This is a genomic window from Methylobacterium sp. Leaf456 (genome assembly GCF_001425465.1).
Classification (GTDB): Bacteria; Pseudomonadota; Alphaproteobacteria; order Rhizobiales; family Beijerinckiaceae; genus Methylobacterium.
This window is the reverse complement of record NZ_LMQV01000012.1, coordinates 255,337-277,514: the sequence shown is the minus strand read 5'-3', so window position 1 is coordinate 277,514 and position 22,178 is coordinate 255,337. Positions and strand designations below refer to the sequence as shown.

The 22,178-nt window shown below is 70.4% G+C and carries 25 protein-coding genes; 14 read left to right on the top strand and 11 right to left on the bottom strand.

Annotation, left to right across the window (positions count from 1 at the left end; genetic code table 11):
* Nucleotides 1-72: 72 nt before the first annotated feature.
* The gene (locus ASG52_RS11260) at nucleotides 73-1,215 is read right to left on the bottom strand and encodes a methyltransferase (RefSeq protein WP_056243227.1); all 1,143 of its coding nucleotides are present in this window, start codon (nucleotides 1,213-1,215) and stop codon (nucleotides 73-75) included.
* Between the two features lie 21 nt (nucleotides 1,216-1,236).
* Nucleotides 1,237-2,106 carry a polyprenyl synthetase family protein gene (locus ASG52_RS11255; protein WP_056242934.1) on the bottom strand — a complete coding sequence of 290 codons (870 nt, stop codon included), beginning with the start codon at nucleotides 2,104-2,106 and terminating at the stop codon, nucleotides 1,237-1,239.
* 106 nt (nucleotides 2,107-2,212) lie between these two features.
* On the opposite strand from ASG52_RS11255, the gene crtD reads away from it, so the two are divergent.
* Entirely contained in the window at nucleotides 2,213-3,745 is a 1,533-nt protein-coding gene (gene crtD, locus ASG52_RS11250; protein WP_056242932.1) for a 1-hydroxycarotenoid 3,4-desaturase CrtD, read from the top strand.
* Entirely contained in the window at nucleotides 3,703-4,596 is an 894-nt protein-coding gene (locus ASG52_RS11245; RefSeq protein ID WP_200945595.1) for a carotenoid 1,2-hydratase family protein, read from the top strand. Before crtD ends, ASG52_RS11245 begins: the two co-directional genes overlap by 43 nt.
* 81 nt (nucleotides 4,597-4,677) lie before the next feature.
* Here ASG52_RS11245 and ASG52_RS11240 read toward each other — a convergent pair whose 3' ends face one another.
* The 3 genes from ASG52_RS11240 to ASG52_RS11230 form a co-directional block, all read right to left on the bottom strand.
* Nucleotides 4,678-5,079, bottom strand: a complete 402-nt coding sequence (locus ASG52_RS11240) for a hypothetical protein (RefSeq protein ID WP_056242930.1) — start codon at nucleotides 5,077-5,079, stop codon at nucleotides 4,678-4,680.
* 152 nt (nucleotides 5,080-5,231) lie between these two features.
* Nucleotides 5,232-5,891 (bottom strand): 3-oxoacid CoA-transferase subunit B, encoded by a 660-nt coding sequence (locus ASG52_RS11235; protein ID WP_056242928.1) that lies wholly within the window; start codon nucleotides 5,889-5,891, stop codon nucleotides 5,232-5,234.
* A gap of 101 nt (nucleotides 5,892-5,992) precedes the next feature.
* Nucleotides 5,993-6,733 carry a CoA transferase subunit A gene (locus ASG52_RS11230; protein ID WP_056242926.1) on the bottom strand — a complete coding sequence of 247 codons (741 nt, stop codon included), beginning with the start codon at nucleotides 6,731-6,733 and terminating at the stop codon, nucleotides 5,993-5,995.
* 397 nt (nucleotides 6,734-7,130) lie between these two features.
* On the opposite strand from ASG52_RS11230, the gene ASG52_RS11225 reads away from it, so the two are divergent.
* Nucleotides 7,131-8,993, top strand: a complete 1,863-nt coding sequence (locus tag ASG52_RS11225; protein WP_056242924.1) for an AsmA family protein — start codon at nucleotides 7,131-7,133, stop codon at nucleotides 8,991-8,993.
* 91 nt (nucleotides 8,994-9,084) lie between these two features.
* Here the strand turns inward: ASG52_RS11225 and ASG52_RS11220 are convergent, their stop codons facing one another.
* Complete coding sequence (locus ASG52_RS11220; RefSeq protein WP_056242922.1) at nucleotides 9,085-10,323, bottom strand: D-alanyl-D-alanine carboxypeptidase family protein; 1,239 nt, start codon at nucleotides 10,321-10,323, stop codon at nucleotides 9,085-9,087.
* 173 nt (nucleotides 10,324-10,496) lie between these two features.
* Between ASG52_RS11220 and ASG52_RS26240 the strand changes: the two genes are divergently transcribed.
* The 6 genes from ASG52_RS26240 to ASG52_RS11195 all read left to right on the top strand — a co-directional run bounded on the left by ASG52_RS26240 (nucleotide 10,497) and on the right by ASG52_RS11195 (nucleotide 14,163).
* On the top strand, nucleotides 10,497-10,814 hold the full coding sequence (locus ASG52_RS26240; protein ID WP_353612475.1) for a hypothetical protein: 318 nt from the start codon (nucleotides 10,497-10,499) through the stop codon (nucleotides 10,812-10,814).
* Between the two features lie 105 nt (nucleotides 10,815-10,919).
* Complete coding sequence (gene rnd / locus ASG52_RS11215; RefSeq protein ID WP_056242919.1) at nucleotides 10,920-12,080, top strand: ribonuclease D; 1,161 nt, start codon at nucleotides 10,920-10,922, stop codon at nucleotides 12,078-12,080.
* A 161-nt stretch (nucleotides 12,081-12,241) separates the two neighbouring features.
* The gene (locus ASG52_RS11210; RefSeq protein WP_056242917.1) at nucleotides 12,242-12,529 is read left to right on the top strand and encodes a hypothetical protein; all 288 of its coding nucleotides are present in this window, start codon (nucleotides 12,242-12,244) and stop codon (nucleotides 12,527-12,529) included.
* Nucleotides 12,530-12,641: 112 nt separating this feature from the next.
* Nucleotides 12,642-13,550, top strand: coding sequence for a DNA-3-methyladenine glycosylase family protein (locus ASG52_RS11205; protein WP_056242915.1), 909 nt, complete (start codon nucleotides 12,642-12,644; stop codon nucleotides 13,548-13,550).
* 114 nt (nucleotides 13,551-13,664) lie between these two features.
* Nucleotides 13,665-13,877: a hypothetical protein gene (locus ASG52_RS11200; protein ID WP_056242914.1), complete on the top strand. Its 213-nt coding sequence runs from the start codon at nucleotides 13,665-13,667 to the stop codon at nucleotides 13,875-13,877.
* A 10-nt stretch (nucleotides 13,878-13,887) separates the two neighbouring features.
* Nucleotides 13,888-14,163 (top strand): hypothetical protein, encoded by a 276-nt coding sequence (locus tag ASG52_RS11195; RefSeq protein WP_056242912.1) that lies wholly within the window; start codon nucleotides 13,888-13,890, stop codon nucleotides 14,161-14,163.
* Nucleotides 14,164-14,170: 7 nt separating this feature from the next.
* Here the strand turns inward: ASG52_RS11195 and argC are convergent, their stop codons facing one another.
* Complete coding sequence (gene argC, locus ASG52_RS11190) at nucleotides 14,171-15,112, bottom strand: N-acetyl-gamma-glutamyl-phosphate reductase (RefSeq protein WP_056242910.1); 942 nt, start codon at nucleotides 15,110-15,112, stop codon at nucleotides 14,171-14,173.
* 186 nt (nucleotides 15,113-15,298) lie between these two features.
* Here argC and ASG52_RS11185 point away from each other — a divergent pair, with 186 nt between their 5' ends.
* Nucleotides 15,299-15,829, top strand: coding sequence for a hypothetical protein (locus ASG52_RS11185; protein WP_056242908.1), 531 nt, complete (start codon nucleotides 15,299-15,301; stop codon nucleotides 15,827-15,829).
* A gap of 4 nt (nucleotides 15,830-15,833) precedes the next feature.
* Here ASG52_RS11185 and ASG52_RS11180 read toward each other — a convergent pair whose 3' ends face one another.
* Both ASG52_RS11180 and ASG52_RS11175 read right to left on the bottom strand, forming a co-directional pair.
* Nucleotides 15,834-16,076: a BrnA antitoxin family protein gene (locus ASG52_RS11180; protein ID WP_056242906.1), complete on the bottom strand. Its 243-nt coding sequence runs from the start codon at nucleotides 16,074-16,076 to the stop codon at nucleotides 15,834-15,836.
* A gap of 4 nt (nucleotides 16,077-16,080) precedes the next feature.
* Nucleotides 16,081-16,317 carry a hypothetical protein gene (locus ASG52_RS11175; RefSeq protein ID WP_056242904.1) on the bottom strand — a complete coding sequence of 79 codons (237 nt, stop codon included), beginning with the start codon at nucleotides 16,315-16,317 and terminating at the stop codon, nucleotides 16,081-16,083.
* Between the two features lie 226 nt (nucleotides 16,318-16,543).
* Here ASG52_RS11175 and ASG52_RS11170 point away from each other — a divergent pair, with 226 nt between their 5' ends.
* From ASG52_RS11170 to ASG52_RS11160, 3 genes are all read left to right on the top strand, one after another.
* Nucleotides 16,544-17,473, top strand: coding sequence for an oxidoreductase (locus ASG52_RS11170; RefSeq protein WP_056242902.1), 930 nt, complete (start codon nucleotides 16,544-16,546; stop codon nucleotides 17,471-17,473).
* Nucleotides 17,474-17,591: 118 nt separating this feature from the next.
* Nucleotides 17,592-17,822 (top strand): DUF6894 family protein, encoded by a 231-nt coding sequence (locus ASG52_RS11165; protein WP_056242900.1) that lies wholly within the window; start codon nucleotides 17,592-17,594, stop codon nucleotides 17,820-17,822.
* 147 nt (nucleotides 17,823-17,969) lie between these two features.
* The gene (locus tag ASG52_RS11160) at nucleotides 17,970-18,686 is read left to right on the top strand and encodes a Crp/Fnr family transcriptional regulator (protein ID WP_353612474.1); all 717 of its coding nucleotides are present in this window, start codon (nucleotides 17,970-17,972) and stop codon (nucleotides 18,684-18,686) included.
* A 23-nt stretch (nucleotides 18,687-18,709) separates the two neighbouring features.
* On the opposite strand, the gene ilvN is transcribed toward ASG52_RS11160, so the two are convergent.
* A complete protein-coding gene (gene ilvN, locus ASG52_RS11155; RefSeq protein ID WP_056242896.1) occupies nucleotides 18,710-19,252 on the bottom strand; it encodes an acetolactate synthase small subunit in 543 nt (180 codons plus the stop codon).
* Between the two features lie 128 nt (nucleotides 19,253-19,380).
* On the opposite strand from ilvN, the gene ASG52_RS11150 reads away from it, so the two are divergent.
* Nucleotides 19,381-20,250, top strand: coding sequence for a methyltransferase domain-containing protein (locus tag ASG52_RS11150; RefSeq protein ID WP_286159016.1), 870 nt, complete (start codon nucleotides 19,381-19,383; stop codon nucleotides 20,248-20,250).
* Nucleotides 20,251-20,307: 57 nt separating this feature from the next.
* Here the strand turns inward: ASG52_RS11150 and ASG52_RS11145 are convergent, their stop codons facing one another.
* Nucleotides 20,308-22,083 (bottom strand): acetolactate synthase 3 large subunit, encoded by a 1,776-nt coding sequence (locus ASG52_RS11145; RefSeq protein ID WP_056243222.1) that lies wholly within the window; start codon nucleotides 22,081-22,083, stop codon nucleotides 20,308-20,310.
* Nucleotides 22,084-22,178: the final 95 nt, after the last annotated feature.

The window sequence follows — 22,178 nt, the reverse complement described above, 5'->3', positions numbered from 1 at the left end:
CTCCCTCCGGTGGGGGAAGCCTTAAGTGTCATCCTAGACTGACACTCAGGTGCGTCAAGCGGAGTTTACACTTTAAGCCCGCTTTGCCGTGATCAGTCGTGCGAGAAGCGGTCTGCGGGTCCGGCGCTCGCGGATGTCGGAAAAGCCGGCGCTGGCGAGCATGGCGGAGAGTTCCGCGGCGGTGCGCGGACGCCCGCTGCCCATGGCCATGAGATAGAAGCCGAAATAGGCATCGCCGATGGGCTCGGCGGCCGGCGTGCCGGCCATGGGCTCGGCGATGGCGATGAGGCCGCCGGGGGGAAGCGCTGCGTGGACGGCGCGCAGCAGCGACTCGATCACGGTATCGTCATGGTCGTGGACGACCCGCACCAGCGAGATCGCGTCGGCGCCTTCGGGCAGAGCATCATCGCGAAAACTGCTGCCGTGACAGGTGACGCGGGCGCCCAGCCCGGCCGATTCGAAGCGGTCGCGGGCGCGCTCGGCCACCGGGGGAAGGTCGAGCAGGCGCAGCGACAGGTGCGAATGGCGCCGGGCGGCCTCCGAAAGGAACACGCCCTCCCCGCCCCCGATATCCATGAGGCAGGCGCGGTCGGAGAGCGGCAGCGCGTCGAGCACGTCGCCCGCGATCATCGCCTGGGAGGCGGCCATCAGCCCGCTATAGGCGGCGACCGAATCAGGGGCGACCGGCGCCCCACTTTCGGCATAGGGCCAGTAGCCCGAGAGCCGGGTGCGGTCGGGCTTTTCGCGTAGCAATGCGACCGGGTCGGCGAGGTCGGCGTAGAGCATGGCGTGGTGCTCGACCATGGCCGAGATCGACGGGTTGCCGATCATCGCGGCCCCGAGGTCGGCGAGGCCGAATCGCCCGTCGGGCAGGCGGGTCAGCAGGTCGAGCGAGGCGGCGGCCTTGAGAAGCGTGAGGGCGCGCTCGGACGGCAGGTCGAGCCGCCGCGCAATGGCCTCCGGCGCCAGCGGGCCGGTCTCGAGCAGGCGAAACAGTTCGAGCCGCACGCAGGCGAACAGAACCTGCGCGTAGACGAAGCCGGCGCAGAGATCGAAAAGAGCCCGGGTGTTGCGCCGGGCGATGCCGCGGGTGAGCGGGAAGCCGGCGGCCCAGCGCTGGAAGGCCGGGCTCGCCACCGTGCCGTTGCGGAAGGTGAGCCAGCGCTCGCGCCAGCCGCGGCGGCGGGGTGCCGTCCGCGGCTCGGTTTCCGTCATCGCGACCGGCACGGGGCGTCCTCAGACCAGGGCCGGGCGGAGCGAGGCTGGCAGAAACAACCGGCTCTGCGCCTCGATCTCGGCGCGGATCGTCTCCAGGCCCGGACAGCTCGGAATCACCTCGATCGCCTCGCGGGTGAGGCGCTTCAGCCGGTCGAGCGCGCCGCCCATGCCGAGCAGGGCCGCGGCGTTGGGGCGCCCGAGGGTGGCGTCGCGGCCGGCCGGCTTGCCGATCTCCTCCTGGCGGCAAGCGACGTCGCGCAGGTCGTCGGCGACCTGATAGGCCTCGCCGAGGCACTCGCCGAGCAGCCGCCACGGCAGCGGCGCGGCGCCCGCGGCAGCGGCCCCCGCCACGGTCGCGGCGGCGAAGAGCGCGCCGGTCTTGGCCTGCTGGTAGGCGCTCAGATCGACATGCGCCTCCGATTCCCAGGCCTGCCCGGCGACGATGCCCATCGGCGAGCCGGCGGCACGCGCCACGAGGCCGACCAAAGCCGCGAGCCGCTCCGGCCGGCGGGCGGCGCCGCGGGCCAGGGTCTCGAAGGCGGCGACGATCAGCGCGTCGCCGGTCAGCACCGCGAGCGGCACCCCGAAGGCGGCGTGAACCGACGGCTTCTGGCGGCGGGTCTCCGCGTCGTCGAAGCAGGGCAGGTCGTCGTGGACGAGGCTCGCGCAGTGGAGCAACTCGATCGCGGCCGCCGCCGCGTCGGACGCCGCCGGGTCGTCGTCGCCGCAGGCGAGCGCGACCGCGAGGCACAGGCGCGGGCGGATGCGGTGGCCCCCGGGGAAGACCGCGTAGCGGATCGCCTCCGCGAGTTGGGGCGGCGCGCCGGGCGCCTCCAGATGCGAGACCGCCACATCGAGCGCCGTTTCGATCCGCCTGCCGACATCCATGGCGCTCTCTCCCTATGTCAAGTCATGTTGTCTCTTGATCTGTCATTCCAGATTGACACTTTCCGTTTCCCGGATCAACGCTGATTGGGGCAGACATGAGGGTTTCGTGGCGGAGAAACGCGTCATCGTCGTCGGCGCCGGCATCGGCGGCCTCTCCGCCGCCCTGACGCTCGCCGCGCGCGGCCTCGACGTGACGGTGCTGGAGCGCGCCGACAGTGTGGGCGGCAAGATGCGGGCGTTGCCGGTGGGCGATGCTGCGATCGAGGCGGGCCCCACCGTCTTCACCATGCGCTGGGTATTCGACGAGCTTTTCTCCGACGCGGGCGCTTCGCTCGAATCGGAGGTGCGGCTGCGGGCGGCCTCGTTGCTGGCGCGCCATGCCTGGACGGCGAACGAACGGCTCGACCTGTTCGCCGACATCGATGCCTCGGCGCAGGCCATCGCCGCCTTCGCCGGCTTGCGCGAGGCCGACGGCTACCGGCGCTTCTGCGCGCGGGCCGCGGAGGTCTACCGCACGCTGGAAGGGCCGTTCATCCGCTCGGACCGGCCGAACCCGGTCGAACTCGGCAAGCGCGTCGGGCTCACCGGAATCGGCGATCTCTGGCGCATCCAGCCCTTCGCGACGCTGTGGTCGGCGCTCGGCGAGTATTTTCGCGATCCGCGGCTGCGCCAGCTGTTCGGGCGATACGCCACCTATTGCGGCGCCTCGCCCTTCGCCGCGCCCGCCACTCTGATGCTGGTGGCCCATGTCGAGCAGGCGGGCGTCTGGACCGTCGAGGGCGGCTTGAGCCGGCTCGCCCGCGCGGTGGCCGATCTGGCCGAGCGGCGCGGGGCACGCATCCGCACCGGCGCGCATGTCGACCGCATCCTGATCGAGCGGGGCCGCATCGCGGGCGTGCAACTCGCCGACGGCGAGCGGATCGCGGCGGATGCGGTGGTCGCGGGCGGCGACGTGGCGGCGCTGGGCGCAGGCCTCCTCGGACCGGACGCGGCGCGCGAGGGCGACCGGGTGCCGGCCCGCGAGCGCTCGCTCTCGGCGGTGACGTTCTGCCTGAACGCGCGGACGCGGGGCTTCCCGCTCGCCCATCACAGCGTGTTCTTCTCGTCCGACTACCGCGCCGAGTTCGACGCGATCCTGCGCGGGCGGCGGCTGCCGCCGGACCCGACCGTCTATGTCTGCGCGCAGGACCGGGACGATGCGGGCGCCGGCCCCGATGGCCCCGAGCGCCTGCTCGTCCTCGTCAACGCGCCCGCCGACGGCGAGCGCCGCTTCACGCCTCAGGAGATCGCCGCATGCGAGACGAGCTGGACGAAGAGACTCGCGGCCTGCGGGCTGACGCTGGAGCCGGCCTCACCGGCCGCGGTGACGACGCCGGAGGAGTTCGCAGGGTTGTTTCCGGGGACGGGGGGAGCGCTCTACGGCCGGGCCTCGCACGGTTGGACGGCGACCTTCAAGCGGCCGGGGGCGCGCACGCGGGTGCCGGGGCTCTACCTCGCGGGGGGGAGCGTGCATCCGGGGCCGGGGGTGCCGATGGCGGCGCAATCCGGCCGGCTCGCGGCGGCGGCACTGATCGCGGACCTCGCTTCGACGCCGACGTGGCGCGGGGCGGCTATGTCTGGTGGTACGTCGATGCGCTGAGCGAGGATGGGCGCCACGGGCTCACCGTCATCGCCTTCATCGGCAGCGTGTTTTCGCCTTACTACTTCTTGAACGCGAAGCAGGATCCGTTCAACCACTGCGCCGTCAACGTCGTGCTCTACGGCGCCGACAAGCGCTTCACCATGACGGAGCGCAACGCCCGCTCGCTGAGCCGCGACGCCACCTCCATCGCCATCGGCCCGTCCTCGCTCGACTGGGACGGCAGCGTAATGACGATCCGCCTCGACGAGCGCGGCGCGCCGATCCCGCGGGCGCTGCGCGGCACCGTCCGGGTGCGCATGCGCGCGATCACGGCCCAGCCCTTCACCCTCGATGCCCACGGCCTGCACCGCTGGTGGCCGATGGCGCCGTCCTGCGAGGTCGAGGCCGCCTTCACTGCCCCCGATCTGACGTGGCGCGGCAACGGCTATTTCGACACCAACGACGGCGACGGGCGCCTGGAGGATTCCTTTTCGGATTGGACGTGGTGCCGCGCCACGCTGAAACGCGGCTCGGCGATTCTTTACGACGTCCGCCGCAAGGACGGCAGCGGCCAGAACCTGACGCTCCGCTTCGATTCCGACGGCAGCCGTCGCGAGATGCGCCCGCCGCTCGCCGCCGAGCTGCCGAAGACGCGCTTCTGGAAGATGCCGCGCTCGACCCGCAGCGACGACGGGCGGGCCGAGGTGGTCGAGACCTTCGAGGACACGCCCTTCTACGCCCGCTCGCTGCTGGCCTCGACCCTCGACGGCGAGGCGGTGCGGCCGGTGCACGAGAGCCTGTCGCTCGGGCGGTTCCGCAATCCGGCGGTGCAGTTCATGCTGCCGTTCCGGATGCCGCGGCGGATCTAGAGCATCGTCCTAGATATAGGATTCAGAACGATGCTCGACTGCGGGGATTGAGGCCGGTTGGATCGATCGACACTCGACCCGTCAGACCGATAGTCCGGCCGGCTCAAACAAAAAATCGTCCACCGAGGGGATCGTCACGGCGAGGCTCGCGCCGCCGCCGTAGCTCGCCTTGGACAGGCGCCATGGGCGCTCGGAACGGGCGCGGATCGCCTCGGACGGGCGAAGGCGGCGTAAGCTCCCGTCCTCGTCCATCTCCTCGATGGTGAGGAAGCCGTAGACCTGGAGCCGGGAGGCGATCAATTTGGTCTCGCGGTCGCCCGCGGGCACCCGCAGGCTGCCGGTGGCGTAGACCGCGTCCATCAAGCTGCGCTGGTCCGCCCGCGAGCGGCTGCGCGGCCCGGCCTCGCCGCCGAAGGCCGCCGGGCGCACCGGCGCCGACCGGCGGAAGGGAATGACGTTGTCCGTGCCCGCAACGCTACGCATACGCGAAAAGCCTCTCGTCGCCGCAAACCCCCGGCCGGGGCGCTCTCGAGGCGCCTTGCCGGCCGGTGCGCAGCATTCGACGAAACGGCTTAATACCGGCTTAGCCATACCCAACCGGCGGATGGCCGGAAGCGTCCCGAAAAGGGCCGGGGTCAGCGCAGCGCGACGGCGAAGGCCCCCTCGGTCTTGGCGCGGACCTCGTCCTCGCTGACGCCGTCGGCGAGTTCCACCAGCGTCATGCCGCCCTCGCCCTTCTTGTCGATGGTGAAGACGCCGAGATCGGTGATCACCATGTCGACCACCTGCGTGCCGGTGAGCGGCAGGTCGCAGGCCTTGAGGAGTTTCGCGCTTTCGGTGCCGTCCTTGTTCTTGGCGACGTGCTCCATCACCACGACGACCTTCTTGACGCCGGCGACGAGGTCCATGGCGCCGCCCATGCCCTTCACCATCTTGCCGGGGATCATCCAGTTGGCGAGGTCGCCGTTCTCGGCCACCTGCATGGCGCCGAGGATCGACAGGTCGATGTGCCCGCCGCGGATCATCCCGAACGAGTCGGCCGAGGAGAAGTAGCTTGTGGTCGGCAGCGCCGTGATGGTCTGCTTGCCCGCGTTGATGAGGTCGGGGTCCTCCTCGCCCTCGTAGGGGAACGGGCCCATGCCGAGCATGCCGTTCTCGGACTGCAGCTGCACCGACATGCCGTCGGGGATGTAGTTCGACACCAGCGTCGGGATGCCGATGCCGAGATTCACATAGAAGCCGTCTTCCAGCTCCTTCGCGGCGCGCTCCGCCATCTGCTCGCGGGTCCAGGCCATTCTTTCGGTCTTTCCTCGTTGGCACCATCGGGGCGACGCGCCCGGCCATCAGGGGGCTTGCGTCGCGCTTCATGGCCTCGCGGCCGAATCCTCAAAAAGAATCAGATCTGGCCGCCGCCTGCGGCCGCCGCGGCTTCCGGCTCCTTGCGCTTGCGCACGGTGCGCTGCTCGATGCGCTTCTCGCGGGTCGGCACGTGGATGATGCGGCCGATGAAGATGCCCGGCGTGTGGATGTGGTCGGGGTCGATCTCGCTCGGCTGGACGAGGTGTTCGACCTGCGCGACCGTCACCTCGGCGGCGGTGGCCATCATCGGATTGAAGTTGCGGGCGGTCTTCCGGTAGACGAGATTGCCCTCGGTATCGCCCTTCCAGGCATGGACGATGGCCAGATCCGCGAACAGGCCGCGCTCCATCACGTAGTGCTCGCCGTCGAACTCGCGCACCTCCTTGCCCTCGGCGACCTTGGTGCCGACGCCGGTCTTGGTGAAGAAGGCCGGGATGCCCGCGCCCCCGGCGCGGATGCGCTCGGCCAGCGTCCCCTGCGGGTTGAACTCGATCTCCAGCTCGCCGCCGAGATACTGCCGGGCGAATTCCTTGTTCTCGCCGACATAGGACGAGATCATCTTGGCGACCTGACGGGTCTCGAGCAGCTTGCCGAGGCCCACGCCGTCGATGCCGGCATTGTTGGAGACGACGGTCAGGCCCTTCACGCCGGATTCCCGGATCGCGTCGATCAATTCGTCGGGGATGCCGCACAGGCCGAAGCCGCCGCACATGACCGTCATGTCGTCGCGCAGGAGGCCGGCCAGGGCCGCCTTCGGGTCCGGATGTACCTTCTTCATCGAAACCGTCCTTCCGTCGTCGCTCGGCGTGTTTCGCCCGCGTTCCGGAGGCGCTCGAACCCGCGCGGTCATGTCCCCGCAGCGGGTTGGGCCCCCGGTCGGTGCATATCGGGGGATGTGCACTGCAACAGGGCGTTCGTCAAACCGCCGACGCAATTGCCGGCAACAGACGGCGGCGGGGGCGCCCGAAGAGGTGTCAGGAAGCACTGCATATCGGTTCCGTGCCGTCGCACGGCGAGAGACAACCTGCTGACGAGCCGCTAGAAGTTCGTCCCTGATGCATTGTCCGCGAGGGCGCGGCGGGTGCAATTCGGGAGACGCCTTCGGGCGGGCGACAGCCCACTCGCCGATCCGGTCCAGGCCGCTTCCGATTCGTTTCCTCCCCAACCGGAGTGCCATGTCGCCGCGCCGCACCCTCTCCGCTCTCGGCCTTGGCTTCGTCGCCGCGGGGCTGATCGCCGCCTGCCTGCCCTGGACCGTCGAGGCGCCGGGCGTGGCCCGGTTCGTCGGACGCGGCCTCCAAGAAAGCTGGGGCGTGTCGCTGAGCGCGGGCGGCGCCACCGAGATCGTGCTGCTGCCGCTGCCCCGGATCACCTTCGCCGACGTGCGCCTGACCGAGGGCGCACCCTCCGGCCCCGTCCTCGCGACGGGCGGGCGGCTCGCGTTGCAACTCGACACCGCCGCCCTTCTCACCGGCCGCGTCGCGGTCGAGTCGCTGATTCTCGACGGCGCCGAGATTCGGCTGCCCGAGAATGCCGACGACACCCGTTGGAGCACCGCCGCCGAGCGGCTGGCCGGGGGACTCGCCGAGAACGGCGCCCATCCCCGCCGCCTCGTCCTGACCCGTGCCACCGTGACCGGGCGCGATCCCCGCGACGGCACCCGGCAGACCGCCCGCGACGTCGAGCTGACGGTGGCGTGGCGCACCAACCTCGCTTTTTCCGGCGGCCTGACGTGGAACGGGGCGCGGATGCAGTTCGCGCTCTCCGAGCTTCAGCCGCGGGCGCTGGTCGCCGGGCAGACCAGCCCGTTCTCGGCCCATCTCTCCTGGCCCGTCGGCTCGTTCACGGCCGAGGGCAGCGGCAGCCTCGGTGAGGACGGTCTCAAGGCGATCGGCAGCGGGGCCCTGCGCATCCGCTCGCTCGCCCGGACCCTGGCGTGGATCGGCGGCGACGTCGCCCTGGCGCCGCTTGCCGAGGACCTCACGGTGGAGGGCGCCTTCGAGGCCGCCTCTCGCGAGGTGCAGTTCCCGCGGGTCAGGGTGACGACCGGCGGCAACGTGCTCGAAGGCGCGGGCTCGGCGGATTTCGGTCCCGGCCGCAACGCCGTGCAGGCGACACTGGCCGCCGACAACCTCAACCTCTCGCCGCTGCTGGCCGGCCTCATGCGGCTGACCGGCTTCGACAATGGTGCCGACCCGCAGGCGTGGCGTGCCCAGTCGATCGCGCTGGCTCCGCTCACCAGCGGCGACCTCGACCTACGCATCTCCGCCGCCAACGCCCGAATCGGCCCGCTTCCGATCGCCGACCTCGCCTGCGGCGTGATGGTGCGCGAGAGCGGGATCGAGGCTTCGCTCGGCCGGGCGTCCGTCCGCGGCGGCACGGTGAAGGGCCGGGTCGTGCTCGTTTCCGACGAGGGCGACCGCGCCACCACCCGCGTGAAGGCGCAGGGACAGGTCGAGGGCGTCGATCTCGGCGCCCTGATGAGCGATCTCGGCGGCGACCCCTGGGTCCAGGGCGCCACCCGCGGCAGCCTCGTGCTGGAGGGGACGGGCCGCGACGCCGGCAGCCTCGCCGGCAGCGTGGCCGGCCGCGTCGCGCTGCGCAGCGAGGACGGCGCCATCACCGGGCTCGACCTCGCCGATATGCTCCAGCGCAGCGGCGCCGTCACGCAAGGGACCCTCGCCCGCCGCAACGGCCGCACGCCCTACGAGCACGCCGCCCTGTCGCTGCTGTTCTCCGACGGCATCGGCGAGGTGGTGGAGGGCAGCTTCGCCGGCCGCGGCCTGACCGCCTCGCTCAGCGGCCGCCTCGACCTCGCCCGCCGCCGCGTCGAGGCCCAGGCGGAGGTGGCGCCACGGGCCGGGACCGAGGGCGCGGCGCGCAACGCCGCCTCCTTCGCGCTGACCGGCCCATGGGACGCGGTCAGCGTCGGCCCCGCCATGCTGGCCCGCGCCGCCGAGAACGCCGACCGCTTCCGCCGCCCCGGCGCCGACCTGCCGCTCGGGATCAGGGCCTACGCGCCGGCTACGGCGCAGTGATTGTTTGGTATTCGGCTCAGACGGCCTGACTGATCGCCCTGTCATTGCGAGGCGTCGGACGGCCATCGCCTTCAGCAAGCCGTTGACGGGTTTATGAATTCCCGTTCGCCGTCCCGGTCTGCGACCCACCCTTGGCCTTGTCGAACGCCTTGCGGATCAGGTCGCTGCCGACTTCCATCGCGGCGTCCATCGCCCGCTGGGTCAACGTGCCCGCGGCCACCGATTCGCCCGCGTAGAGCGGCTGTTCCAGCGCCAGCGTGTCGCCGCGGGTGACGCGCAGGCGGGCGACCTCGCGGCCCTGCTCCACGGGGGCCGCGAGCGGGCCCTGGTAGACGACGCGGGCCGAGACCTTTTCGGATGAACCGCGCGGCAGCAAGAGCCGCACCGGCCTGTTGGCGACGACCGGCACCGAGCCCTTCTCGCCGCCGAAGACGGAAACCTCGGCCACCGTCTCGCCCTGCGCGAAAACCTGGCGCGGCTCGAAGGCGCGGAAGCCCCACTCCATCAGCTTGCGGGTCTCCGCCGCGCGGTCGCGGGCAGTCTTGAGGCCTGAGACCACCATGATCAGGCGCTGGCCGTTCTGCACCGCCGAGCCGGTCAGGGCGTAGCCGGATTCCTCCAAATAGCCGGTCTTGAGGCCGTCGGCGCCGATGTCCAGCGTGAGCAGCGGGTTGCGGTTCTGCTGCTTGATCTTGTTCCAGGTGAATTCGCGCTCGGAATAGATCTTGTAGTATTCCGGGTAGGTGTCGATCAGGTGCTGGGCGAGCTTCGCCATGTCGCGGGCGGTGACCTTCTGGTCCGGCGCCGAGTATCCGGTGGCGTTGCGGAAGGTCGAGCGCACCATGCCGATCTCCTTGGCGCGGCGGTTCATGATGCCGGCAAACGCCTCCTCGGTGCCGGCCATGTTCTCCGCGATGGTGATCGCCGCGTCGTTGCCCGACTGGACGACGAGGCCGCGCAGCAGGTCCGACAGCTTGATGCGGCTGTTAACCTGGGCGAACATCGACGAGCCGCCGCCGCCCGCGCCGCCGCGGCGCCACGCGTCCTCGGTCACCGTGAATTCGGTGTCCATGGTGAGCCGGCCCTCCTTGAGGGCGCCGAACACGATCTCCGCCGTCATCAGCTTGGCCATGCTGGCTGGGGAGAAGAGTTCGTCGGCGGACTTCTCGAACAGGACCGAGCCGGATTCGGCATCGACCAGGATCGCGTGCGGCGCCGCCGTCTGGAAGCTCTGGGCACGGGCCGCCTGCGTGGCGAAGACGCCCGCCAGAACCAGGGCCAGCAGGGCCGGCACCGCGCGAAACGCCGTCCGGATTTCTCGCCTACGCATGTTCGCCTCTCACGGACCCGTCCCGGATGCACCGGAACCGGACCCTTTCAACAAGCGTGACCATACCTTGGTTCGATGACGATTTCGAAGGGCAAAAGCGCGCGCCGACCCGACCGGGAACCCGGCTGTCCTCAGCTCCTGCCTCGCCTGTTCGCAGAACCCCGCGATCCGCTATGAAGCTCGTGGATTTCCACAGCTTTTCTCGACAGCCCGCGCCGCTCCCGGCGTGGCGGATCGTGCCGCTCGCCGGCACGTTCGACGTCGTCTGCGAAGACGCCCGCAGCGCCTGGACGACCCGCACGCTCGACGCGCGCGCGTTGAAGCTCGGGCCCGGCCGCACGCTGTCGGGCGGCACCGATCGGCGCCCGGGCTCTGCCGGGGCCTGTGCACCGACCGCATCCGTCGCCTCACCGACGTCCGGAGCGGCCAGCGCATCGAGGCCGGCATCCCCGACTGGCTGCCGGCCCGCGCCGAGGCGCGACGGCGGTTGAGCCAGCTCCGCGGCGCCCGCCGGGCGGCCCGAGACCCCCGCTCTCCACCGAAAATCGGCCCCGGCTCGGCTCGCAGGCGAGGCGGAGGTTCGGTATAGCCGTGCGATGGAACTGATCGCCACCACCCAGGCCCTCGCCGAGACCTGCACCCGCCTCGCCGCTCAGCCGTTCGTCACGGTCGATACGGAATTCATGCGGGAGACGACCTATTACCCGAAACTCTGCCTGATCCAGATGGCGGGGCCGGACGGCACGGCCTGCCTCGTCGATCCGCTGGCCCAGGGCCTCGACCTCAAGCCCTTCCTCGACCTGATGGCCGACGAGGGCGTGGTGAAGGTGTTCCACTCGGCCCGCCAGGACCTCGAAATCATCTGGCTGATGGGCGGGCTGCTGCCGCATCCGTTCTTCGACACGCAGGTCGCCGCGATGGTCTGCGGCTACGGCGATTCCGTCTCCTACGAGCAACTCGTCAACGACGTCGCCAAGGCCCGCATCGACAAGTCGTCCCGCTTCACCGACTGGTCGCGCCGCCCGCTCTCGGAGGCGCAGCTCGCCTACGCGCTCTCCGACGTGACCCACCTCGTCACGATCTATCAGGTGCTCGCCGCCGAGCTGCTGCGCACCGACCGCGGCCTGTGGCTCGACGAGGAGATGGCGGTGCTGACCTCGCCGGAGACCTACCGGGCCGATCCGGCCTTCGCCTGGAAGCGCCTGTCAGGCCGCATGCGCAAGCCGCGGGAGATCGCGGTGCTGATGGAGGTGGCGGAATGGCGCGAGGCCGAGGCGCAGAGCCGCAACGTGCCGCGCGGGCGCATCCTCAAGGACGAGGCGGTGATCGACATCGCCACCGCCGGCCCCCGCAACGTCGAGGCGCTGGGGCGGCTCCGAACGATCCCCGCGGGCTTCGAGCGCTCGCGCACCGGCGGCGAGATCCTGGCCGCGGTCGAGCGGGCCTTTGCCCGCGACCCGTCGCAGATCGCGGCGCCCGATCGCGCCCGGACGCGGGGCGGCAACAACGGCGCGCTCGTCGATCTGCTCAAGGTGCTCTTGAAGGCGGTGGCCGAGGCCGAGGGCGTGGCTCCGAAGATCATCGCCACCGTCGATGACCTCGAAGCGCTGGCCGAAGACGGCGCCGACGACCTCGCGGTGCTCCAGGGTTGGCGCCGCGGCCTGTTCGGCGAGAAGGCGCTGGCGCTGAAGGCCGGACGCATGGCGCTCTCGGTCGAGCGCGGGCGCGTCGTGGTGCGGGACGTGCCTGCCGCCTAGGCCTCGCCCCGTCACGGAGGTGTCAACGGCGCAGGACATTCACCGAAAAGCCCTCGGGCAGCCCCCCAACCCCTTGGCGGGGCTGGTTCGATGCCGTAACTCGGGATCAAGAGGCAATCTTCCTTGCCTCTTGATCCCGTTTTGCGTAGCGGCACGCACCCATGTTCGAGCCGAACGAAGTCCTGCAGGTCGCAAGCGGACGCGGTACGGTCTCGGCCGAGGGCGTGGCGACGGCAAAAGTGCGCTACAAGCTGGTGATCGAGCGCCGGTCCGGCGCGGTGACCGCGCACGGCACGCTCACCGGCACCTATGCGGGCCTGCGCCCGATCTGGCTCGTGCCGGACTCGGTGCTGACCCTCAAGAACGGGCGCACGGTGGCGATCTCGGTCACCGACCTCGTCGGCGACACCGCCGAGTTCGAGGCGACGGAGCCGGTGCCGCTCGGTTGAGTTTCTGTCGACGACCCCATCCCATCCTACCCATCCCCTCAGGATGAGGGGATGGGTAGGATGGGCCGGTGAAACAGCCTCCGAGCCTTTGCGAGGGAGCCGTCCTCCACCGATGACGGACTACGCCCTACCCTACCGCCCGCCCTACGACTGGCCGCGCCTCGCGGCCTTTCTGGCGGACCACGCGAGCCCCGGCGTCGAGATGGTGGCGGGCGGCGTCTACAGCCGGACGTTCCGGTTCGGTGACAGGCTCGGCACCTTGAGCGTCGCCCCTTCCCGTCAGGACCCATCGTTACACGTCCGCCTCCGCGCGCCGGAGCTGGATGACGCCGCGCGCGATGCGGTGCTGGCGCGGCTTGGAGCGATGTTCGACACCGATGCCGACCCGGCCACCGTCTCCGCCGGCCTGAGCGACGACCGCTTCATGGCCGACCTCGTTCGGCGGCGGCCGGGGCTGCGGATGCCCGGCGCGTTCGATCCGTTTGAACTCACGGTGCGGGCGATCCTCGGGCAGCAGGTCTCGGTCGCGGCGGCGACCCGGCTCGCCGGACGCCTCGTCGCCGCCTTCGGCATGCCGCTGCCCGAGGATGCGACCGCGCCCGGCCTCACCCACGCCTTCCCCGAGCCGGCCCAACTCGTCGAGGCGGACGTGTCGCTGATCCTCAACATGCCGCGCGCCCGCGGCCGGGCGATCCAGGGCCTCGCCGCCGCTGTCCTCGCTGCGCCCGACCTGTTCGCGCCGGGGCCCGACCTCGAGACGAGCGTGGCGCGGCTGACGGCGGTGCCCGGCATCGGCCCGTGGACCGCGCATTACGTCGCCATGCGGGCGCTGGGGCAAGCGGACGCCTTCCCGCCCGCCGACATCGGCCTGATGCGCGCCCTCGATTCCGGCACCGGTCGCCCGAGTCGTGCCGGGCTGCTGGCGCGCGCCGAGGCGTGGCGCCCGTGGCGGGCCTACGCCGCGCTCCATCTGTGGGCCGAGGATGCGGATCGCCGCGGTGTAACGGCCCCGCCGATCTGATGTTTTTGAATGGTTTAGCGTGAATGGCGCGTCCTCGCGCCCGATCGGGAACGGCCCCGGTTAACGCGCCGTTTACCATGGACCGGGCATATTCTGCCGAGTGCAGGAGGAGCCATGACCCGACGAGCCGGCCGTAGTTTCGATGTCCTCAGCGAGGCGCAACTGGTGGCGGGTCGCACCGCCGGCCGCCGCGTCACGCCGCAACTGCTCACCCCCGCGGAAAATCCGCGGCCGATCGCGCAACTCCTCGACACGATCCAGCACGTCGCCGAGGCGGCGACCGGGGAGCGCAGCTTCCTGCACGTCCCGCCGACCGGGCGGCGCTGAGCCGATTCCCGTGGCGGTCCTCGTCTTCACCCGGCTACAGGACCACCCGCGGGAGACCTATTTCGCCACCAGCGGCGCGCTCATCGTCGGGCGCATCGACTGCATCAGCGCCACGCCCGGCGCCGAGCAATGGTCCTGGGGGATGAACCTCGACATCGGCGGCCTGCCGTTCCGCCGCGGCGGCGTCGCCGCGGATCGACCGAGCGCGGTCGCGGCGCTGAACGAGGCCTGGGGCGACTGGAAGACCTGGGCGGGCCTGCGCGACCTCGACGCCCTGGAGCCGTGACCACCGCTCAGTCCAGCCCGAGCATCAGCCCCAGGTTCTGCACCGCCGCGCCGGAGGCACCCTTGCCGAGGTTGTCGAGTCTGGCGACGAGTACGGCCTGGCGGTGGCTGTCGGAGCCGAACACCCGCAGTTCCAGACGGTCGGTATCGTTCAGCGCCTCGGGCTCGATCCGCTCGCGGTGGGCGCCGTCCTCGGCGCCGGGCACCACCCGCACCTGATCGGAGCCGGCGTACCACGCGCTCAGCGCGGCCTCCAGGTCGCCCAGCGCCGGATGGGCGGGGAGCGCGTCGAGGTGGAGCGGGATGCTGACCAGCATGCCCTGGCGGAAATTGCCGACGGAGGGGATGAAGATCGGCCGACACGTCAGGCCGGCATAGGTCTGCAACTCGGGCAGATGCTTGTGACTGAGGCCGAGGCCGTACAGCTCGAAGGCCGGGGCGCGGCCGGCCTCGTAGGCCTCGATCATGCCTTTGCCGCCGCCGCTATAGCCGCTCACCGCGTTGACGCTGATCGCCGTATCCGGCGCGATCAGCCCGGCCTCGACCAGCGGGCGTAAGAGGGCGATGGCCCCGGTCGGGTAGCAACCGGGGTTGGCGACCCGGCGGGCGGCACGGATGAGGCCGGCCTGATCGCGGGTCAGCTCGGCGAAGCCGTAGGCCCAGCCCTCGGCGACGCGGTGGGCCGTGCTGGCATCGAGCAGCTTCGGGCCACCATTGGGGAGCGAGTCGGCGAGCCGCGCGGTCTCGCGCGAGGCGTCGTCGGGCAGGCACAAGACGGCCAGATCGACCGCTTCGAGGATCGCCCGCTTGGCGTTCGGGTCTTTCCGCTGCTCGTGTGGGATGCTGACGAGGGCGACGCGGCCGTCGCGCTCCAGGCGCTCGCGGATGCCGAGACCGGTCGTGCCGGCCTCGCCGTCGATGAACACCTTCGGCTTGCTCGCCTGCGACATCGCGATCCTCGCTCGGCCGGAGGTCCGGCCGCCTCATCTACTGGCCGCGCAGGTGGAAGCTCTGCGCGTGCCTGTCAACGCCTGTGATGTCCGGCCTGTCCACTGCCGCGGAGGGGCGGACCCGGAACCGTCCCTACGGCCTCCTGTTGACAGCCGAATGTCGATGATCCGACCCGGAGACCGAAGATGGCCGAGAGCGCGAAGAAAACCGACCCGAAGCTGTGGGACAAGGTGAAGAAGGAGGTCACGAAATCCTCCAAGGGCGGCAAGCCCGGCCAGTGGTCGGCCCGCAAGGCGCAGATGGCGACTTCCGAATACAAGAAGGAGGGCGGCGGCTACGAGGGCAAGAAGGCCGACGACAACAGCCTCAAGCAGTGGACCGACGAGGAGTGGGGCACGAAGTCGGGCAAGGAATCGGGCAAGACCGGCGAGCGCTACCTGCCCAAGAAGGCTCGCGAGAAGCTCACCGATTCCGAATACAAGCGATCGACCGAGAAGAAGCGCGCCGACGGCGCCAAGGGCCAGCAGCACTCGAAGCAGCCGGCGGACGTTGCCAAGAAGGCAGCCTCGGCACGCAAGACCGGCGGCAAGTCCGGGAACACAGCCGACCGCGGCGGAACGACCAAGGCGGAGCTGATGGAGCGGGCGCGCAAGCAGGACATCGCCGGTCGCTCGAAGATGAGCAAGGACGAACTGGAGCGCGCTCTGTCGGCTTGATGCCTTAAAGGCCCGCGGCTGCCTTCAGGGCGGCGTTGATGCGCTCCTGCCAGCCCGGGCCATCCTTCTGGAAATGCTCCAGCACGGCCCGATCAACGCGCAGGGTCACGGACTCGCGAGCGCCGGGGATCGCCGCCGGTGCGGCGGGGGCCGGGGGCGCCTCCGGGGTTTTGCGGGTCACGGCCTTGAACGCCGCCTCGGCGGCCTGACGCGGGTCGCTCGGGCGGCGGCTGCGGTCCATCGCCATGGCTCTAGCTCGCAACCTTCTTGCGGCTGCGCTTGGGCGGCGGCGGCGGCTCGGCGGCCTTGGCGGCGGCCTCCTCGGCCTCCTTGGCGAGGCGAAGCGCCCGAAGGCGCACGGTGCGTTCGTCCACAGCCTTGACGGAAGCGAGGTGCTCGGCCATCGCCTGCGCCCCTTCGCGCGCCATGCGCTCGGACCGCTCCGCGCGCTCGGCGGCGCGGGTCTTGGCGTCTGTGTCGTCGCTCATGAAAGGGTCTTTCGATGAGGGTCGTGCCGCGTGAAGCATCGGCAGGCGGCGGCCCGGCGGGAGTCACCACGCCACGGGCGGCAGCGGTCCGCGGACAGGATCGTCGGGACGCTCAACGGATTAGCACGAAAGCAGCGGGGAAGACCAATTCGCCCGGCGCGGGGCGGGTTATCCCCTGAAGATCGGCCCGCGGCGGTAGCGGATACGCAGAACAGAGGGGTGAGCGATGCCTCAGCGCGACTGGACAAGTGCCGACATCCCCCCGCAGGCGGGTCGCGTCGCACTGGTGACGGGGGCGAGTTCCGGCATCGGCTACGAGACCGCCCTGGCGCTGGCCGGCGCGGGCGCGCGGGTGCTGCTGGCGGTGCGCGACCCCGCCAAGGGCGCGCGCGTCGCGGCGGCGATCGTCCGGATTCATCCCGGCGCCGACCTCACGGTCCGCGAAATCGACACCGCCCGGCTCGCCAGCGTGCGGGCCTGCGCCGAGGCCCTGCGTGACGACGGCGAGACCATCGACCTCCTGGTCCTCAACGCCGGCATCGCTGCGGTGCCGACGCGCGAGGAGAGCGTGGACGGCTTCGAGCGCCAGCTCGCCACGAATTATCTCGGCCACTTCGCCCTCACCGGCCTGCTGCTGCCGGCACTTGGCCTCTCCCCCGAGACCCGCATCGTCGCGGTGGCGAGCCTCGCCCACCGCAGCGGAACGATCCGCTTCGACGACCCGCATTGGCGCGAGGGCTACGGCCCGCAGAAGGCCTACCGCCAGACCAAGCTCGCGATGCTGATGTTCGCCCTCGAAATGGAGCGGCGCCTGCGCCGCGCGGGCCGGCCGGAGCGGGCGCTCGCTGCCCATCCGGGGTTGGCGCTCACCGACGTGTTTCGCCGCGGCGACCGGGCCGGAACGATCCAGCGGATGGCGGGGCGAGTGCTGTTCTCCCTCGTCGGCCAGCCGGCGGCGCGCGGCGCCCTTCCGACGCTCTACGCCGCCACCGCGCCGGAGGCCCGCGGCGGCGGTTACTACGGTCCCGACGGACTCTGGGAGGCGCGCGGCGCCCCGAAGCCCGCCCGCATCTTACCGCATGCCAGCGACGAAACGGATGCCGCGCGGCTCTGGGCGATGTCGGAGGCGATGACGGGGATGCGGTTCGAGCTGTGAGTTCGGCGGCGATGTCGCGATTACGCCGCAAAATTGAATTGGGCGCTATTTAATTGCCCGCACATGACGCGCGCGGGCACCCGTTGCGTCGGCCAGGATGCGCTCGCAGGGATCGCCCATGCCCCGATACTTCTTCAACGTTCAGGACGGCACGAACCTCCACGACGACGATGGCACCGACCTGCCCGATCTCGAAACGGCCCGGTGCATGGCGATCCGCTATGCCGGCGCCCTGCTGGAGGAATGCGGCCACCGCCTCGGCTTCGGCGAATCCTGGCACCTGGAAGCGACCGACGAGGCCCGGCGCGTGCTGTTCCACCTCGATTTCCGTGTCCGCACGACGACATGATCCGGTGCCGCCTGTGGGCGCTGTCCGATCCGGCTTCTCAAGGCTGAGGCGATCGCGCAATCTGATGACGGATCAAGGCCTGCGCCGCGATCCTGCAGTCGAGTATCCTCCTTCAAACGCTTCATGTCCGTGACCTCCGACCGAATCGTGCAGCCCCTCATCCGCAGATTGAAGAGCACGGCAGAACCCTCGGACGAGGTGATCCGTGCGTTGAGCGAGTTGCCGTTCACGCTGAAGAGCTACGAGCCGGGCCAGGACATCATCCGCGACGGCGACCGGCCCGGGCACTGCGCCGCTTTGGTCGAGGGGTGGCTGTGCCGCTTCAAGCTCCTGCCCGGCGGCGGGCGCCAGATCATCGCCTTCCACGTCGCGGGCGACATGCCGGACCTGCAGAGCCTCCATCTCGGGGTGATGGATCACAGCCTCGCCGCTGTGACGCCCTGCACGGTGGCGATGATCCCGCACGAGGCCCTGCGCGATCAGACCGCCCGCCTGCCCGACCTCGCCGCCGTGCTGTGGCGCGAGACGATGATCGACGCGGCTCTTTTTCGCGGCTGGGTCACCGCCATGGGCCGGCGATCGGCCTATGGCCGGACCGCGCACCTGTTCTGCGAGCTGCATCTGCGCCAGCGCGCGGTGGGGCTGGCGGAATCGAGACACTCGCCGATGCCGCTGCGGCAGACCGACCTCGCCGACGCGATGGGCCTCACCTCGGTCCATATCACCCGGACGCTCGGCGCCCTGCGCCGGGCCGGCCTCATCACCCTCCAGAACCGTACGCTGACGATCCATGACTGGGACGGCCTGTGCGCGGCGGCGGAGTTCGACCCGAGTTATCTGCATTTGGGGGAGGCGGCCGGCTGAGGCTCGGCCGCCCTCCGGGAGGTCTACAGCGGCTCCGAACCGCGGGCCATGGCGGCGATGCCGGTGCGGGAGATCTCGACGAGGCCGATCACCGTAAGGAGCCGGATGAACCGGTCGATCTCCTCGGTCGAGCCGGTCAGCTCGAACACGAAGGAATTGAGCGTCGCGTCGAGCGTCCGGGCGCCGAAGGCGGCGGCTAGGCGCAGCGCCTCGCTGCGGTGCTCGCCGAGGCCGACGACCTTCACGAGGCATAGCTCGCGCTCCAGCGCCTGACCCTGAAGCGTCAGATCGACGACGCGGTGGACCGGCACGAGCCGGTCGAGCTGCGCCTTGATCTGATCGATCACCGCATTCGTGCCGGTGGTCACGATGGTGATGCGCGAGATGTGGCGCGCCTCCTCCGTCTCGGAGACGGTGAGGCTCTCGATGTTGTAGCCGCGGCCCGAGAACAGGCCGGCGATGCGGGCGAGCGCGCCGGGCTCGTTGTCCACGATCACCGCGAGCGTGTGGCGGTTGACCGGCTCGATCCGGGTGGGCTCGGGGTAATGGGTGTTCATGGCGTTCATCGGGGCGTTCCTCGTCTTCTCTCTTTGCTCCGGCCTCAAGCGCCGGCGGCCGCCCCCGCGGCCTTGATGCTGGACCCGCCTCCCGGCGGCGTGATACCGGCCCCGCCATGGATCGGCGCCAGCGTGTCTTGAACCTCGTCCTGCCGCGCGGACGAACCGGCGTCGAGATCGGCCCCCTCGCCCACCCGCTCATCCTCAAGAGCGACGGCGACGTGCTCTATGCCGATCACATGCCGACCGATGCCCTGCGGCACCACTACCGCCAGCACCCGACCCTCGGCCCGTCGGGCATCGACGGCATCGTCCCCGTGGACATCGTGCTCGGCGAGGGCGGCCTGCCGCGGGCGTTGGGGAACCGCGGCCCGGTCGATTACATCGTCGCCTCGCACGTCGTCGAGCACATCCCCGACCCACTCGGCTGGTTGGCGGAGGCCGCGACCACCCTGCGCGAGGGCGGCGTGTTCTGCCTGGTCGTGCCGGACAAGCGCTTCACCTTCGACCACTTCCGCACCCCCACCAGCGTCGGCGCGCTCATCGCCGCGCGTCTGGCGGGCCTGCGCCAGCCGCCGCTGTCGATCGTCTACGAGCACTTCGCCCGCGCCTGCGCGATCGATCGCACGGCGGTGTGGCAGGGGCGTCCGGTCGCGATGCGGCCGCTGACCGGCGGCCCGGCCGCGGCGTTCGAGGCCGTGGAACGGATCGCGCGGGACGGCAGCTACACCGACGTCCACTGCTCGGTCTTCACGCCGTTCGGCTTCGCCGCCGTGCTGGAAGAGGTGCTGAGCCTCGGCCTGCTGCCGTTCGAATGCGCGGCTTTGGAGCCGACGCGGGCGCGGGAGGACGAGTTCTTCGTGCTCCTGCGCAAGCGCTCCGAGATGGCGCCGATGGAGCGCGCGGCTTCCGTGCCGCGGCTCGACCCGCGCCGGCACGACGCGCTGCCGAAGCCGCGGCTCGGCGCCCGCCTCGCCGCGGCCCTCGGGCGGCGCGGGACGCCCTGAGGCGTCCCGCCGGGACAAGCCGTGCATGGCCGGCGCCCTCGTACGCGAGGGACCGGATCAGACCAGCATCTTGCCCTCGGCCGAGATGACGTCGCCGAGCTCGACCCCGGTCTCGCCGAGGTAGTCCGACAGCAGCATCTCGTTGTGCGCCTTGCCCGACGGGATCATCGGGAAGCAGTTCTCGGTCTTGTCCACGACGCAGTCGAAGATGACCGGCCCGTCGTAGTCGAGCATCTCCTTGATCGCCGCGTCGAGCTCGCCCGGCTTCTCGCAGCGGATGCCCTTGGCGCCGTAGGCCTCGGCCAGCTTGACGAAGTCCGGCAGGCTCTCCGAGTAGCTCTGCGAGTAGCGCGAGCCGTGCAGCAGCTCCTGCCACTGCCGCACCATGCCCATGTACTCGTTGTTCAGGATGAAGATCTTGACCGGCAGGCGGTACTGAACGGCCGTGGACATCTCCTGCATGTTCATCAGGATCGACGCCTCGCCCGCGATGTCGATCACGAGCCCGTCCGGGTTGGCGAGCTGCGTGCCGATGGCGGCGGGCAGGCCGTAGCCCATGGTGCCGAGGCCGCCGGAGGTCATCCAACGGTTCGGCTCCTCGAACTTGAAGTACTGCGCCGCCCACATCTGATGCTGGCCGACTTCCGTCGTGACGAAGGTCTTGCGACCCTTGCACGCCTCGTAGAGCCGCTGCACCGCGTATTGCGGCTTGATGATCGTGCCCGACGGCCAGTAGGCGAGGCAGTCGCGCGACTTCCAGCGGCTGATCTTGTTGAACCAGTCCTCCATGCGGCCCTTTTCGGGCTGCCTGGGCAGGGCACGCCACTGCGTCAGCATCTCCTCCAGCACCGCGGCGCAATCGCCGAGGATGCCGACATCGACCTTGACGACCTTGTTGATCGAGGAGGCATCGACGTCGATGTGGATCTTCTTCGAGTGCGGCGAGAAGGCGTCGAGGCGGCCGGTGATGCGGTCGTCGAAGCGGGCGCCGACGCAGATCATCACGTCGCAATCGTGCATCGCGAGGTTGGCCTCGTAGGTGCCGTGCATGCCCAGCATCCCGAGGAACTTGTCGTCGGAGGCCGGGAAGGCACCGAGACCCATCAGGGTCGAGGTGACGGGGAAGCCCGTCTCGGCGACCAGCTCGCGCAGCAGCTTCGAGGCGTGCGGCCCCGAATTGATGACGCCGCCGCCGGTGTAGAAGACCGGACGGCGCGCCGACGCCATCAGCTCGACCGCGGCGCGGATCTTTTCCGCGTCACCCTTCACGGGCGGGTTGTAGGTCTTGTGGCCGTTGTCGCTCGGGCGGCTGTAGACGCCCTTGGCGAACTGGATGTCCTTGGGAAGGTCGACGACGACCGGGCCCGGCCGACCGTGGCTCGCGACGTAGAACGCCTCGTGCAGGATGCGCGGCAGGTCCTCGATCGATTTGACGAGGTAATTGTGCTTCGTGCAGTGCCGGGTGATGCCGACCGTGTCGCATTCCTGGAACGCGTCGGAGCCGATCAGGTGCGTCGGCACCTGACCCGTGACGGCGACGAGCGGGATCGAATCCAGCATCGCGTCGGTGAGGCCGGTGACGATGTTGGTGGCGCCCGGCCCTGACGTGACGAGGACGACGCCGACCTTGCCCGACGAGCGGGCATAGCCTTCGGCGGCGTGGACCGCGCCCTGCTCGTGCCGCACGAGCACGTGGTTGATCGTGGTCTCGTCGAAGAGCGCGTCGTAGATCGGGAGCACCGCGCCGCCCGGATAGCCGAACAGGGTGTCCACACCCTGATCCTGGAACGCCCGGATGACCATCTGGGCTCCGGTCATGACCTCGCCGCTCATCGACTCCTCCATCAATCCGTTTTTTGTGACGCTGTCTGCATGTCTCGGGGCGTAAGGGTTTCGGCAACAAAAAAGGGCCCCGAAGGGACCCTGCA

Bases quoted from the DNA above. Each gene is read 5' to 3' on its own strand.
- ASG52_RS11260 (WP_056243227.1), bottom strand. From the start codon at position 1,215: ATGACGGAAACCGAGCCGCGGACGGCACCCCGCCGCCGCGGCTGGCGC.
- ASG52_RS11255 (WP_056242934.1), bottom strand. From the start codon at position 2,106: ATGGATGTCGGCAGGCGGATCGAAACGGCGCTCGATGTGGCGGTCTCG.
- ASG52_RS11240 (WP_056242930.1), bottom strand. From the start codon at position 5,079: ATGCGTAGCGTTGCGGGCACGGACAACGTCATTCCCTTCCGCCGGTCG.
- ASG52_RS11235 (WP_056242928.1), bottom strand. From the start codon at position 5,891: ATGGCCTGGACCCGCGAGCAGATGGCGGAGCGCGCCGCGAAGGAGCTG.
- ASG52_RS11230 (WP_056242926.1), bottom strand. From the start codon at position 6,733: ATGAAGAAGGTACATCCGGACCCGAAGGCGGCCCTGGCCGGCCTCCTG.
- ASG52_RS11225 (WP_056242924.1), top strand. From the start codon at position 7,131: ATGTCGCCGCGCCGCACCCTCTCCGCTCTCGGCCTTGGCTTCGTCGCC.
- ASG52_RS11220 (WP_056242922.1), bottom strand. From the start codon at position 10,323: ATGCGTAGGCGAGAAATCCGGACGGCGTTTCGCGCGGTGCCGGCCCTG.
- ASG52_RS26240 (WP_353612475.1), top strand. From the start codon at position 10,497: ATGAAGCTCGTGGATTTCCACAGCTTTTCTCGACAGCCCGCGCCGCTC.
- rnd (WP_056242919.1), top strand. From the start codon at position 10,920: ATGGAACTGATCGCCACCACCCAGGCCCTCGCCGAGACCTGCACCCGC.
- ASG52_RS11210 (WP_056242917.1), top strand. From the start codon at position 12,242: ATGTTCGAGCCGAACGAAGTCCTGCAGGTCGCAAGCGGACGCGGTACG.
- ASG52_RS11205 (WP_056242915.1), top strand. From the start codon at position 12,642: ATGACGGACTACGCCCTACCCTACCGCCCGCCCTACGACTGGCCGCGC.
- ASG52_RS11200 (WP_056242914.1), top strand. From the start codon at position 13,665: ATGACCCGACGAGCCGGCCGTAGTTTCGATGTCCTCAGCGAGGCGCAA.
- argC (WP_056242910.1), bottom strand. From the start codon at position 15,112: ATGTCGCAGGCGAGCAAGCCGAAGGTGTTCATCGACGGCGAGGCCGGC.
- ASG52_RS11185 (WP_056242908.1), top strand. From the start codon at position 15,299: ATGGCCGAGAGCGCGAAGAAAACCGACCCGAAGCTGTGGGACAAGGTG.
- ASG52_RS11180 (WP_056242906.1), bottom strand. From the start codon at position 16,076: ATGGCGATGGACCGCAGCCGCCGCCCGAGCGACCCGCGTCAGGCCGCC.
- ASG52_RS11175 (WP_056242904.1), bottom strand. From the start codon at position 16,317: ATGAGCGACGACACAGACGCCAAGACCCGCGCCGCCGAGCGCGCGGAG.
- ASG52_RS11170 (WP_056242902.1), top strand. From the start codon at position 16,544: ATGCCTCAGCGCGACTGGACAAGTGCCGACATCCCCCCGCAGGCGGGT.
- ASG52_RS11165 (WP_056242900.1), top strand. From the start codon at position 17,592: ATGCCCCGATACTTCTTCAACGTTCAGGACGGCACGAACCTCCACGAC.
- ilvN (WP_056242896.1), bottom strand. From the start codon at position 19,252: ATGAACGCCATGAACACCCATTACCCCGAGCCCACCCGGATCGAGCCG.
- ASG52_RS11145 (WP_056243222.1), bottom strand. From the start codon at position 22,083: ATGAGCGGCGAGGTCATGACCGGAGCCCAGATGGTCATCCGGGCGTTC.